10 protein-coding genes are annotated in these 13,041 nt (G+C 66.7%); 4 read left to right on the forward strand and 6 right to left on the reverse strand.

Translation table 11 applies throughout. The features are described from left to right. Positions 1-88: 88 nt before the first annotated feature. From ureE to ISS20_RS19180, 6 genes are all read right to left on the reverse strand, one after another. Positions 89-748, reverse strand: coding sequence for an urease accessory protein UreE (gene ureE, locus ISS20_RS19155; RefSeq protein ID WP_291438589.1), 660 nt, complete (start codon positions 746-748; stop codon positions 89-91). A 75-nt stretch (positions 749-823) separates the two neighbouring features. After that, positions 824-1,303, reverse strand: a complete 480-nt coding sequence (locus tag ISS20_RS19160) for a GNAT family N-acetyltransferase (RefSeq protein WP_121943634.1) — start codon at positions 1,301-1,303, stop codon at positions 824-826. 11 nt (positions 1,304-1,314) lie between these two features. Next, positions 1,315-3,033, reverse strand: coding sequence for an urease subunit alpha (gene ureC / locus ISS20_RS19165; protein ID WP_056060582.1), 1,719 nt, complete (start codon positions 3,031-3,033; stop codon positions 1,315-1,317). Between the two features lie 93 nt (positions 3,034-3,126). Then, on the reverse strand, positions 3,127-3,432 hold the full coding sequence (locus tag ISS20_RS19170) for an urease subunit beta (protein ID WP_056060586.1): 306 nt from the start codon (positions 3,430-3,432) through the stop codon (positions 3,127-3,129). Between the two features lie 61 nt (positions 3,433-3,493). After that, on the reverse strand, positions 3,494-4,108 hold the full coding sequence (locus tag ISS20_RS19175) for a HupE/UreJ family protein (protein WP_291438594.1): 615 nt from the start codon (positions 4,106-4,108) through the stop codon (positions 3,494-3,496). A 39-nt stretch (positions 4,109-4,147) separates the two neighbouring features. Continuing rightward, on the reverse strand, positions 4,148-4,450 hold the full coding sequence (locus ISS20_RS19180) for an urease subunit gamma (RefSeq protein WP_015012806.1): 303 nt from the start codon (positions 4,448-4,450) through the stop codon (positions 4,148-4,150). Between the two features lie 225 nt (positions 4,451-4,675). On the opposite strand from ISS20_RS19180, the gene ISS20_RS19185 reads away from it, so the two are divergent. The 4 genes from ISS20_RS19185 to mgtA all read left to right on the forward strand — a co-directional run bounded on the left by ISS20_RS19185 (position 4,676) and on the right by mgtA (position 13,040). Then, a complete protein-coding gene (locus ISS20_RS19185; protein WP_291438597.1) occupies positions 4,676-8,314 on the forward strand; it encodes an ATP-binding protein in 3,639 nt (1,212 codons plus the stop codon). After that, positions 8,314-9,384: a response regulator gene (locus ISS20_RS19190; protein ID WP_116749102.1), complete on the forward strand. Its 1,071-nt coding sequence runs from the start codon at positions 8,314-8,316 to the stop codon at positions 9,382-9,384. The genes ISS20_RS19185 and ISS20_RS19190 overlap by 1 nt, the downstream gene beginning before the upstream one ends. Before the next feature lie 399 nt (positions 9,385-9,783). Further along, positions 9,784-10,029, forward strand: a complete 246-nt coding sequence (locus ISS20_RS19195; protein WP_291438601.1) for a hypothetical protein — start codon at positions 9,784-9,786, stop codon at positions 10,027-10,029. 284 nt (positions 10,030-10,313) lie between these two features. Next, entirely contained in the window at positions 10,314-13,040 is a 2,727-nt protein-coding gene (gene mgtA, locus ISS20_RS19200; protein ID WP_291438603.1) for a magnesium-translocating P-type ATPase, read from the forward strand. Position 13,041: the final 1 nt, after the last annotated feature.

Genomic DNA, 13,041 nt, shown 5'->3' on the forward strand with positions numbered 1-13,041 from the left:
CGGCAGTGCAGGGGAGGCCAGCCACATCAGCTGCAAAAAGCTGGCGGCCGGCAGCGGCGTGGGGCGGTCCAGGCGCATGGGCAGTGGCTCAGTGGTCGTGGTTGCAGTTCGGGCCGTGCACGTGCCCTTGGGCCACCACGGGGATGGACACCGTGCGGCCTCGGGCCGGGGGCGTGGCCGCAGCCGGTACCTCTGTGTGCGTGTGCCCGTGGTCATGGCCATGATCGTGCGCGTGAGCATGCTCGTGGTCGTGGCTATGGCCGTGACCCCCATAGTGGTGCCCGCCGCCATGCCCCGCAGCATAGGCACCGCCTTCGGGTTCAAACGGCAGGTTTTGCTCGTTCACGATGAGGTGCATGGCGCGCAGCATGTCGGCCAGCACGTGGTCAGGCTCGATCTTGAGGTGGTCGGGCTGCAGCTCGATGGGCACGTGGCGGTTGCCCAGGTGGTAGGCGGCGCGGGTCAGGTCAAACGGTGTGCCGTGTTGTTGGCAGTGGGTGATGACCAGCACCGGCTGCGGCGCTGCGATCACGCGCACCATGGAACCGTCTTCGGCCACCAGCACATCGCCGCCGCGCACCAGGGTGCCACGGGGCAGGAAGATGCCCAGTGCGCGTCCGGCCGAGTCGGTGGCTGCAAAGCGGCTTTTCTGGCGCACGTCCCAGTCCAGCTCGATGGTGGTGGCGCGCTTGAGCAGTACGGGAGCGAGGCCTTGGCCTTGGGGGAGAAGTTTGGAGACCTGGATCATGGCAAGAGGGAAGGGCGGAGCCGGATAGGCGAGGTCAACATTGTGGCCCTGGCCGAAAGGCGATGCGCGGATGCGCTACAGGGTGCGGCTCATGTAGCGGCTGTGGGGATCGGGCCGGTAGCTGCCGAATGGTGCACAGTCGGTAAAGCCATAGCGCAGGTAGAGCTGGTGCGCGGGCTCAAAGAAGGGCTGGGTGCCCGTTTCCAGGCTGATGCGCTGGTAGCCCAGGTCCACCGCCTGGCCCAGGATGTGTTCCAGCACGGCCCGGCCCACCCCCTGGCCACGCACGCTGGCTGCTGTGCGCATGGACTTGAGCTCGGCATGGTCGGCATCCAGGTGCTTGAGTGCACCGGTACCCACCAGCTCGCCCTCGCCGCGCCAGGCCGTCCAGAAGCGGATCTCAGGCTGGCGCAGTTGCACCATGTCGAGCGCGTGCACGCTCTCCGGTGGTGAGGTGGCACGCATGTCCTTCAAATGCTCCTGCATGAAGGCTTCGATGCGGGGATCGGTCAGGTCGTCCAGGCGGATCCGCAGGTCTTGCAGCAAGGCGTTCATGGGAAGCGACCTCAGAACAGGAAGTAGCGCTGTGCCATGGGCAGCACGGTGGCCGCTTCACAGGTGAGCAGCTGGCCGTCGGCGCGCACGGTGTAGGTCTGCGCGTCCACCTCCATCTTGGGCGTGTAGCTGTTGTGCACCATGTCGCGCTTGCGGATGCCGCGGATGTTGCGCACGGCGGAAAGCGTCTTGCGCAGGCCAAAGCGCTCGCCAATGCCAGCAGCCAACCCTGCCTGCGAGACAAAGGTGAGCGACGTTTTGGCGATGGCCCCGCCAAACGCGCCAAACATGGGCCGATAGTGCACGGGCTGCGGCGTGGGGATGGAGGCATTGGGGTCGCCCATCGCAGCCATGGCAATCAGTCCGCCCTTCAGGATCAGCGCGGGCTTGACGCCAAAGAACGCGGGCTTCCAGATCACGATGTCGGCCCACTTGCCGACTTCGAGCGACCCCACCTCGTGGCTGATGCCGTGCGCAATCGCGGGGTTGATGGTGTATTTGGCCACGTAGCGCTTGATGCGCGTGTTGTCGTTGCGGGCCGTGTCACCTTGCAAGCTGCCGCGCTGCACCTTCATCTTGTGCGCCGTCTGCCAGGTGCGCAGGATGACCTCGCCCACGCGGCCCATGGCCTGGCTGTCGCTCGACATCATGCTGATGGCGCCCAGGTCGTGCAGGATGTCTTCGGCCGCGATGGTCTCCTTTCGGATGCGGCTTTCGGCAAAGGCCAGGTCTTCGGCAATGCTGGCATCCAGGTGGTGGCACACCATGAGCATGTCCACATGCTCGTCCAGCGTGTTGTGCGTGTAGGGCATGGTGGGGTTGGTGGAGCTGGGCAGAAAGTTGTCTTCGCCCACCACGCGCAGGATGTCCGGTGCATGGCCGCCGCCCGCGCCCTCGGTGTGGAAGGCGCAGATCCCGCGCCCGCCCACGGCGGCAATGGTGTTCTCCACAAAGCCGGATTCGTTGAGCGTGTCGCTGTGGATGGCCACCTGCGTGTCGGTGGCTTCGGCCACATCCAGGCAGTTGCTGATGGCCGAGGGCGTGGTGCCCCAGTCTTCGTGCAGCTTCAGGCCAATGGCACCCGCGTTGATCTGCTCGTGCAGCGCATCGGGCAGGCTGGCGTTGCCCTTGCCGAGGAAGCCGAGGTTCATGGGGAAGGCGTCGGCGGCCTGCAGCATGCGCTCCATGTTGAAGGGGCCCGACGTGCAGGTGGTGGCCAGCGTGCCCGTGGCGGGGCCGGTGCCGCCGCCCAGCATGGTGGTCACGCCGCTGGCTAGGGCCTCTTCGATCTGCTGCGGGCAGATGAAGTGGATGTGGCTGTCGATGCCGCCTGCGGTGACGATGTTGCCCTCGCAGCTGATGACCTCCGTGCCGGGGCCGATGACGATGTCCACGCCGGGCTGGGTGTCGGGGTTGCCGGCTTTGCCGATGGCGGCGATGCGGCCTGCGCGCAGGCCGATGTCGGCCTTGAAGATGCCGGTGTGGTCTACCACCAGGGCGTTGGTCAGCACTGTGTCCACCGCGCCCTGTGCATTGCTGCGCTGGCTCTGTGCCATACCGTCGCGAATCGTCTTGCCGCCGCCAAACTTCACCTCTTCGCCGTAGCTGCCGGCGCGCAGGGTGTGGTCGGCCTCGACTTCGAGAATGAGTTCGGTGTCGGCCAGGCGCACGCGGTCGCCCACCGTGGGGCCGAACATCTCGGCGTAGGCGCGTCGTCCAATGGTTGCCATGTGAGGGGTGCTCCGCAAGAACGGTTTACTATGTTTTTGATAGCTGCTGGGGCAATTGATACCGGCGCTATCGGCCAATTCGGCTTGAATTTGCTACAGCGGGCCCTGGGTCAGGCCCTGAAAGCCGAATACGCGGCGCTCGCCTGCGTAGTCCACCAGCTCCACGGTGCGCTCCTGGCCGGGTTCAAAGCGCACGGCGGTGCCGGATGCGATGTTGAGCCGCATGCCGCGTGCAGCCGCACGGTCAAAGCCCAGGGCGTTGTTGGTCTCGGCAAAGTGGTAGTGCGAGCCCACCTGGATGGGCCGGTCGCCGGTGTTGCGCACCACCACGGTCAGCGTACGGCGGCCGGTGTTGAGCGCGTGCTCGCCGGGTTCGGTAAAGAGTTCGCCTGGGATCATGGTCGGGTCCTTGAGGGGGGAGCTGCTGCGGTGTCGGTATGCATGACGCCAGTCAGACCTGTCAGGCCATCTGGGCCAGCAGAGCGCCACCCATCAGCGCCACGGCAGCGCCTGCAGCGCGGCTGAGCCACACGGTGCGATGGCGCAGCGCCCAGCCTGCCGCCAGCCCCGCGCCATGCAGCAGCACGGTGGCCGTCAGCATGCCCGCCAGGGTTTGCAATGCGCTGTGGCTGCCCGCCAGCTCGACGCCGTGGGCTACGCCGTGAAAGACGGCAAACACGCCCACGCCCAGCGCGGCCATGAGGCCGGGCACGCGCAGGCGCGACACGACGAGCAGGCCCGTGGCCAGCAGCGACGCGGCAATCATCGGCTCCACCGCAGGCAGTGTCACGCCCTGCAGGCCCAGCACGGCGCCTGCCAGCAACATGGCCGCAAAGCCCACGGGGCCCCACAGCAGTTCGCGTCCAGCACGGCGCGCGGACAGGGCGCTCCACAGGCCCACGGCCACCATGGCGGCCAGGTGGTCCAGGCCGAACAGGGGGTGGGCCAAGCCGCTCAGAAAACTGTTGTGGATGTGGGATTCAGCGCCGGTATGGGCGAAGGCGCTAGAACTGATTGCACTGGATGCTATGAAAAGAAGAGCGGCTGTGTGACGGTGTGAGGGTGTGATGCGCATGGGGGGGGCTCCACGGAGAGAAGAGGGGGAGAAAAGGGGTCAGACGATCGGCTGATGGACGGTGACGAGCTTGGTGCCGTCGGGGAACGTGGCCTCCACCTGGATGTCCGGAATCATCTCGGGGATGCCTTCCATCACGTCCGCGCGGGTCAGCACGGTGCGGCCTTCGCTCATGAGCTGCGCCACGGTCTTGCCGTCGCGCGCGCCTTCCATCACGGCGGCACTGATCAGGGCGACAGCCTCGGGGTAGTTGAGCTTCAGCCCCCGGGCCTTGCGGCGCTCGGCCAGCAGGGCGGCAGTGAAGATCAGCAGCTTGTCTTTCTCACGAGGGGTCAGTTCCATGTCGTTCTGCTCAATGTAAGGAGGGGTGGGCTCGTGTGGCGGGTTGTCCAGGCCGGACACACGGGGCAATCGTCATCGATGGCCATGCGGTCCGAAGGGCAGCGGATTCATCATAGGCAGCAAGCCCCGTGCCCGCCATACGCCAGAGGGCGAAGGTGCGCTGGACGTGAAGGCGAATCGTGGCATGGAAACTGCACTTGCAAGGGCTGCCGTCGTCCTTTGCCCATGCCCCTTTCCACCGCCCCCCTTGCACCGCCCGACGCGGCCTCGGCAGCAGCCTTGGGGCCGGATGCCGACGCGCAGGCGCCGCAGCAGGTCGTGAAGGTCCGGCGCGACTACAACAGCTGGGTGGCCACCGAGACCATGGAGGACTACGCGCTGCGCTACACCCCCCAGCGCTTTCGCAAATGGTCCGAATGGCGGGTGGCCAACACGGCGTTTGGTGCGGCGTCGTTCCTGATCCTGGAGGCCGTGGGCGCAACGCTGCTGGTGCAGTACGGCTTCATCAATGCCTTCTGGGCCATCGTGGCCACGGGGCTCATCATCTTCCTGGCGGGGCTGCCCATCAGCGTGTATGCGGCGCGCTATGGGGTGGACATGGACCTGCTCACGCGCGGCGCGGGGTTTGGCTACATCGGCTCCACGCTCACCTCGCTGATCTACGCCAGCTTCACCTTCATCTTCTTCGCGCTGGAGGCCGCCGTGATGGCCTATGCGCTGGAGCTGGCACTCGACATCCCGCCCACCTGGGGTTACCTCATCTGCGCCATTGTGGTGATTCCGCTGGTCACGCATGGTGTGTCAGCCATCAGCCGCCTGCAGGTGTGGACGCAGCCGCTGTGGCTGGTGATGCTGGTGGTGCCGTTTGCCTATGTGTTGGTGCGCGATCCTGGTGCGTTTTCCGGGGTTGTGCACTATGGTGGTGAATCGATGCTCGGCACCACGTTCCAACTGCCCTTGTTTGGTGCGGCGCTCACGGTGGGCATTGCACTCATCACCCAGATGGGGGAGCAGGCTGACTACCTGCGCTTCATGCCCGCCCGCACGCCTGCCACGCGCGGGCGCTGGTGGCTAGGCGTGCTGGTGGGCGGGCCGGGCTGGGTGGTGCTGGGGGTGCTCAAGATGCTGGGCGGCGCGCTGCTCGCCTATCTGGCGCTCACCCACATGGTCCCCGCCGACCGGGCGGTGGACCCGAACCAGATGTACCTGGCCGCCTATGAATATGTGTTCCCCAACTACGGCTGGGCGGTGGCGGCCACGGCCTTGTTTGTGGCGGTCTCGCAGCTCAAGATCAACGTGACCAATGCCTATGCGGGCTCGCTGGCGTGGTCCAACTTCTTCTCGCGCCTCACGCACAGCCACCCGGGGCGGGTGGTGTGGGTGGTGTTCAACACGCTGATTGCCTTCATGCTGATGGAGATGAACGTGTTCCGCGCCATGGGCGAGGTGCTGGGGCTGTACTCCAACATCGCCATCGCCTGGATCATGTCCGTGGTGGCCGACCTCGTCATCAACAAGCCGCTGGGCCTGTCGCCCAAGGGCATCGAGTTCAAGCGCGCGCATCTGTACGACATCAACCCGGTGGGCGTGGGGGCGATGGCGCTGGCGTCCATCCTGTCCATCAGCGCGCACCTGGGGCTGTTCGGCCCGCTGCCGCAGGCGTTCTCGGCCGTGATCGCGATGGCGGTGGCCTTTGTCACTGCGCCGCTCATTGCCTGGGCCACCGGGGGGCGCTATTACATTGCGCGCCAGTCGGAGCCCGTTGCGCTGGCCGACGTGGTGGCGGTGCCCCTGCATGGCCCGCTGCGCCGCAATGCCGAAGGGGGGCTGGGCACAGAGGTGGGCAGTTACCGGCGCACCACCGTGCAGCGCTGCGTGATCTGCGAGCGCGAGTACGAAGCGCCCGACATGGCGCAGTGCCCCGCGTACCGGGGCGCCATCTGCTCGCTGTGCTGCACGCTGGATGCGCGCTGCGGCGACCTTTGCAAGCCCCACGCGAGCATGGCGGTGCAGTGGTCGGCCGCCTTGCGCTGGGTGCTGCCGCGCGCCATGTGGCGCTACCTGGACACGGGCCTGGGGCACTTTTTGCTGCTGATGCTGGTGATTGCGCCGCTGCTGGCCTCGGTGATGGGCCTGCTGTACCACCAGGAGCTCAACACCATCGCCCAGGCGGCCACGGACACCGAGGTGATGGCGGCACCCGAAGTGGCGCTGCGCTCGGGCCTGCTCAAGGCATATCTCGCGCTGCTGGTGATCTCGGGCATCGTGGCCTGGTGGCTGGTGCTGGCGCACAAGAGCCGCCAGGTGGCGCAGGAGGAGTCGAACCGCCAGACCGGCCTCTTGGTGCGCGAGATCGAACTGCACCGCCAGACTGATGAGGCGCTGCAGACCGCGCGCAGCGTGGCCGAGCAGGCGCGCCAGGTGGCCGAAGCGGCTCAGCGCGCGGCTGACCAGGCCAACCAGGCCAAGAGCCGCTACATCAGCGCCATCAGCCACGAGATCCGCACGCCGCTCAACAGCATCCTGGGCTATGCCCAGCTCATGGGCGAAGACGCGGGCGTGCCGCCGCACCGCAAGCAGGCGGTGCATGTGATCCGCCGTGGCGGCGAGCATTTGTTGTCGCTCATCGAAGGCACGCTCGACATCGCGCGCATCGAGTCGGGCAAGCTCACGCTCGAGGTGGCGCCCATGCGCTTTGCGGACGGGCTGCACGAGATGGCCAGCCTGTTCGAACTGCAAGCTGCCGCCAAGGGCCTGGCGTTCACTTTCGATGTGCAAGGCGTGATTCCTGAAGTGGTGCGCGCCGACGACAAGCGGCTGCGCCAGATCCTCATCAACCTGCTGGGCAACGCTGTCAAGTTCACCGCGCACGGCACCGTCACCCTGCGCGTGCGCCATGCGCGCGAGATGGCACGCATCGAGGTGCAGGACACGGGGCCGGGCCTCACGGCCGAGGAGATCGAGCGCATCTTCGAGCCCTTTGCACGCGGCGGCTCGGGCGGCGGCAGCACCACGGCCGCGCCGGGCGCAGGCCTGGGCCTGACCATTGCCAAGATGCTCACCGCGCTCATGGGCGGTGAACTGACGGTGAGCAGCACGCCGGGCGTAGGCTCGGTGTTCCACGTCAAGCTGTTCCTGCCCGAGGTGCATGGGGATGTGCTGGGCAAGGCGGCGGCGCCCGTGGCGGTGCAAGCCCAGCGCGCCCGCAGGGGGTATGCAGGCGAGCGCCGCCGCATCCTGGTGGTGGACAACGAGGAGCCCGACCGCGAACTGCTGCTGCAACTGCTGGAACCCCTGGGCTTTGAGCTGCGCCAGGCGGCCAGCGGCCACGATGCGCTGGACCTGCTGGCCACCGGCTACCGGCCGCACGCCATCTTCATGGACCTGGCCATGCCGGGCATCGACGGCTGGGAGACGCTGCGACGTGTGCGGCAGATGCGGTTGCCGGACGTGCAATGTGCCATCGTCTCCGCCAATGCCTTCGACAAAGCGCTGGACAATGACGTGGAGATCAGCCCCGAAGACTTCATCGTCAAGCCCGTGCGCCACAGCGAGCTGCTGGACTGGCTGGAGCGCCGCCTGGGCCTGCAATGGCAATTCGACGAGGCTGCCGAGGCCTCCACGGGGCCAGCGCCCACGGCGGCCTCTGCGGCGCCCGCACCCCTCACATACCCCGATACCACTGCGCTGGCGGCTTTGGCGCAGGCAGTGTCTTTGGGCTACTACCGGGGCATTCTCAACACCCTGGACGACATTGAACGCAGCCAGCCCGCGCACAGCGCTTTTGTGGGCACCATGCGGCAGCTGGCCAAGCAGTTCCAGTTCGACGCCATGGGCCAGATCCTGGAACAGGCACCCTCGTGATGACCACCGCCAACCCACCTTCCTTCCAGGCCCCGGGCGCGCCGGGTGCCGCGCTGGACCGCACCGACAGCGATGTGGTGCTGATCGTGGACGACGTGCCGGACAACCTGGCCGTCTTGCACGACGCGCTGGATGAGTCGGGCTACACCGTGCTGGTGGCCACGCATGGCGAGGCCGCCTTGCAGCGCGCCGCGCAGGCCCTGCCCGACATCGTATTGCTGGACGCGATGATGCCCGGCATGGACGGCTTTGAAGTGGCCCGGCGCCTCAAAGCATCGCCCGCCACTGCACACATTCCCATCATCTTCATGACCGGTCTCACCGAGACCGAACACCTGGTGGCCGCGCTGGAGGCGGGTGGCGTGGACTACGTCACCAAGCCCATCAAGCCGCGCGAGGTGATGGCGCGCATGGGGGTGCACCTGGGCTCTGCCCGCAAGGCCCGGCAGGACGCGCGCCAGGCCCGCGAGGCGCGCAACGCGCTCGATGCGTTTGGCTACGCCAGCATCACCGTGCGTGCGGTGGACGGACGCATCGTGTGGCAGACCCCGCTGGCGCGCGAGCTGCTGCAAAGTTACTTTGGTGAAGTGGGCCCGGACGGCGCGCCCACCGCCTTCGGCCAATGGGCGCCCGAGCCGGTGCAGGCCTGGCTGCGTCGCCATGTGCTGGCCGACAACGCGGCCGAGCTGCTGGCCGCTTCGCTGGCCGAGCCCCCGCGCCTTGCGGTGGAGCAGGGTGCCCGCAGGCTGACCTTCCGCCTGCACCAGCAGGCTGGCGACAGCGCCGGCGGCGGCGACTGGCTCATCGTGATGCGCGAGGTGTCGGATGCCAAGATCATCGAATCCATGAGCCTGTCCTTCAAGCTCACCGCGCGCGAGGCCGAGGTGCTGTACTGGGTGGTCAAGGGCAAGATCAACCGCGACATCGGCGACATCCTGGGCGCCAGCCCTGCCACCGTCAAAAAGCACCTGGAGCGTGTGTTTGCCAAGCTGGGGGTGGAAACACGCACCGCAGCAGCGGCCATGGCCATGAACCGCATCCGGCAGTTGCATCCCCAGTTTGAAGGGTGACCGTCGGGGCCAAAAAAAACGCATTGACCTCGTCATGTTGCAGCGCAATAATCGCGCACCTTCATTTCCGGAGCCCCAGCGTGGAAAGTGCCAGTTGTTGCAGTGAACCCCAGCAAGCCGTGACTGCTGCTGCCTGCCAGGCCTCCTGACGCCCGCTCCCGGGCCGTGGATTGCCTTGTGCAAGCTCCGGCCCCGTCTCTCCCAGCCCCTGTTGTACCCCGTGCGCCCCTGTCGGCCATGGCGGTGTGGGTGGCTTTACCGTCTTGCCGCTTTGCTGCATCTGTGCCGTCTGCACGGGCCGCGCCCCTTTGGCTGGGGCATGGCCCGCCTGCTGTGACGGTGCCCCCTGGCGCCCATCTGCGTCTGCGTGCTCCGCCCTGCCTGCCAAGGACAACGGCCATGCGTTTTTTTGTTGTGGATCTGCCCAGCCTTTTTCAGCGTGCGGTGGCGCCTGGCGCTGAACGCGCCGAGCATGCTGCATTGCTGCCTTCAGGCGCACAGGGCCCTGCCCATGGGGCCGCTGGCAGCCTGCAAGCCGTGGCCGAACTTGACGGCACCACGTTGTGGCCCACGCACCGCATTCGCTGCTATTTGCATGGCCAGCCGCCTGCGAGGGCATTGCGCCGCCGGGTGCGGCCGCTTTAAGCCGGCCCACGCCTGTATTGCAACCACTACCCAGGAGGCCCCATGGACCCAGACCCGCGCAGGCGCTCCGAAGCGCCGCCCCACACCACATCCCCATTGAATTTTGCATACCAGGCTCAGGGCCCGGGGCGATGGCTCGCGTGACGGCGTGAGCCTCACGCCTCTGGCCGTTGCCGGCCAGAAGGAGTGACTCACCATGTTCCGTTTCATCAACATTTCTGCGCACACGGCACCACTGCCCGTGACGCGCAACGCCGTCAGCGCTTGCTGCTAGGGAGACCGCCATGAGCTTCCTGCACCACCTGTTCGACCGCTTTCTGCACACCCGCCATGTGACGCGCCACTTTGCGCGGCGGCTGATCCTGGACACGCTGACCCTGGGCCGTGCGCCCACCCCCGCCACCTCGCCCGACCTGCTCAGCCGCGAGCTGCAGCGCGCCGCCAGCGATGACTTGCTCCCACTGATCGAGCGCCTGCAGTCCGACCCTGCGGGTCTGAGTGACGCCCAGGCCGCCGCCGCCTTGGCCCAGCACGGCCCCAACGAGGTGGAGCACGAAAAGCCGCTGCCCGCCTGGCTGCACCTGTGGCACTGCTACAAGAACCCGTTCAACGTGCTGCTCACGGTGCTGGCACTGATCTCGTACCTCACCGAAGACCACGAGGCTACCGTCGTGATTTTGGCCATGGTGGTGCTCTCCACGCTGCTGCGGTTTGTGCAGGAGGGCCGCTCCAACCGCGCGGCCGAGCGCCTCAAGTCGCTGGTCAGCAACACCGCCACGGTGCTGCGCCGCAGCGGCGCGGAGGCCGTAGCCACGCCGCGCGAGCTGCCCATCCACCAGCTGGTTCCGGGCGACCACATCGTGCTGTCGGCGGGCGACATGATTCCTTCGGACTGCCGCGTGCTCACGGCCAAGGACCTGTTCGTGAGCCAGTCGGCCATGACGGGCGAGTCGCTGCCGGTCGAGAAATTTGCCGAGCGCAGCCAGCCCGGCACCAGCGCGCTGGACGCCACCAACCTGCTGTTCATGGGCACCAACGTGGTCTCGGGCTCGGCCACGGCGCTGGTGGTGGCCACGGGCAACCACACCTACTTTGGCACGCTGGCCACGCGCGTCACGGCCACCGACCGCACGCCCACCGCGTTCCAGGCGGGTGTCAACAGCGTTAGCTGGCTGCTGATCCGCTTTGCGCTGGTCATGGTCCCCATCGTGCTGGTGGTCAACGGCTTTACCAAGGGCGACTGGCTGGAGGCCTTTTTGTTCGCGCTGTCGGTGGCCGTGGGCCTCACGCCCGAGATGCTGCCCATGATCGTGACCAGCACCCTGGCCAAGGGGGCTGTGCTGCTGTCGCGCAAGAAAGTGGTGGTCAAGCGGCTGGACGCGATCCAGAACTTTGGCGCCATGGACGTGCTGTGCACCGACAAGACCGGCACGCTCACGCAGGACAAGATCTTTCTGGAGCGCCACACCGACGTGTTTGGCCATGACAGCGACGAGGTGCTGGCCTTTGCCTACCTCAACAGCCACTACCAGAGCGGCCTCAAGAACCTGCTGGACCATGCCGTGCTGGAGCATGTGGAGTTGCAGACCGACCTGCGCCTGGCGCAGGACTACCGCAAGGTCGATGAAGTGCCGTTCGACTTCGTGCGCCGGCGCATGTCGGTCATCGTCAGCGAGCGCAACGACCACCACGAGCTGATCTGCAAGGGCGCGGTGGAAGAAATGCTGGACGTGTGCACCCAGGTGCGCGTGGTGGAAGACACCGGTGTGCAAGACCTGCCGCTGGAAGCCACCCTGCGCGCACGGGTGCTGGGGGTGACGCGCGGCCTGAACAACGAGGGCCTGCGCGTGGTGGCCGTGGCCATGAAGGAGACGCCGCCCCACCAGAGCGTGTACAGCGTGGCCGATGAGTCGGGCCTCACGCTGATTGGCTACGTGGCTTTTCTGGACCCACCGAAGGAGTCCACCGCCCCCGCGCTGAAGGCGCTGGCAGCGCACGGTGTGGCAGTGAAGGTGCTGACCGGCGACAACGAACTGGTGACGCTCAAGGTCTGCCGCGAGGTGGGCCTGGCTGTGCAGGGCGTGCTGCTGGGCAAGGACGTGGACGCCATGGACGACGCCACCCTGGCGCGTGCGGCCGACACCCACAACGTGTTTGCCAAGCTTTCGCCGCTGCACAAGGAGCGGCTGGTGCGCGCGCTGCGCGCTAGCGGCCATGTGGTGGGCTTCATGGGCGACGGCATCAACGATGCGCCTGCGCTGCGGGCGGCCGACATCGGCATCAGTGTGGACAGCGCGGTGGACATTGCCAAGGAGGCGGCCGACATCATCCTGCTGGAAAAAAGCCTGATGGTGCTGGAGGAGGGCGTGATGGAAGGCCGCAAGACCTTCAGCAACATGCTCAAGTACATCCGCATGACGGCCAGCTCCAACTTCGGCAACGTGTTCTCGGTACTGGTGGCCAGTGCGTTCCTGCCCTTCTTGCCCATGCTGCCACTGCACCTCCTGGTGCAGAACCTGCTGTACGACCTGTCGCAGATCGCCATCCCGTTCGACAACGTGGACGAGGAACTCATCCGCAACCCCCTGAAATGGAACCCCGGTGACATCGGCCGTTTCATGGTGTTCTTTGGGCCGATCAGTTCGGTGTTCGACATCACCACGTTTGCGGTCATGTGGCATGTGTTCGGCGCCAACAACGAGGGCGCGCAGACCCTGTTCCAGTCGGGCTGGTTTGTGGTGGGGCTGCTCACGCAGACGCTCATCGTGCACATGATCCGCACACCCAAGCTGCCGTTTGTGCAGAGCGTGGCCTCGGTGCCGCTGCTCGCGGCCACGGTGCTCATCATGGCGGTGGGAATTTTCATCCCCATGGGGCCGCTGGCCGGGCACTTCAAGCTGCAGGCGCTGCCGCTGGCTTACTTTCCGTGGCTGGTGGGCATCTTGGCGGGCTATGTGCTGCTGACAACGGTGATGAAGCGCTGGTACGTGCGGCGCTACGGCTGGCAGTGAG

It is taken from the genome of Acidovorax sp. (assembly GCF_016783915.1).
In the GTDB taxonomy this organism is placed as follows: domain Bacteria; phylum Pseudomonadota; class Gammaproteobacteria; order Burkholderiales; family Burkholderiaceae_C; genus Acidovorax.

Coding starts and splice junctions, on each gene's coding strand:
- ureE (WP_291438589.1), bottom strand. CDS start 748: ATGATCCAGGTCTCCAAACTTCTCCCCCAAGGCCAAGGCCTCGCTCCC.
- ISS20_RS19160 (WP_121943634.1), bottom strand. CDS start 1,303: ATGAACGCCTTGCTGCAAGACCTGCGGATCCGCCTGGACGACCTGACC.
- ureC (WP_056060582.1), bottom strand. CDS start 3,033: ATGGCAACCATTGGACGACGCGCCTACGCCGAGATGTTCGGCCCCACG.
- ISS20_RS19170 (WP_056060586.1), bottom strand. CDS start 3,432: ATGATCCCAGGCGAACTCTTTACCGAACCCGGCGAGCACGCGCTCAAC.
- ISS20_RS19175 (WP_291438594.1), bottom strand. CDS start 4,108: ATGCGCATCACACCCTCACACCGTCACACAGCCGCTCTTCTTTTCATA.
- ISS20_RS19180 (WP_015012806.1), bottom strand. CDS start 4,450: ATGGAACTGACCCCTCGTGAGAAAGACAAGCTGCTGATCTTCACTGCC.
- ISS20_RS19185 (WP_291438597.1), top strand. CDS start 4,676: ATGCCCCTTTCCACCGCCCCCCTTGCACCGCCCGACGCGGCCTCGGCA.
- ISS20_RS19190 (WP_116749102.1), top strand. CDS start 8,314: ATGACCACCGCCAACCCACCTTCCTTCCAGGCCCCGGGCGCGCCGGGT.
- ISS20_RS19195 (WP_291438601.1), top strand. CDS start 9,784: ATGCGTTTTTTTGTTGTGGATCTGCCCAGCCTTTTTCAGCGTGCGGTG.
- mgtA (WP_291438603.1), top strand. CDS start 10,314: ATGAGCTTCCTGCACCACCTGTTCGACCGCTTTCTGCACACCCGCCAT.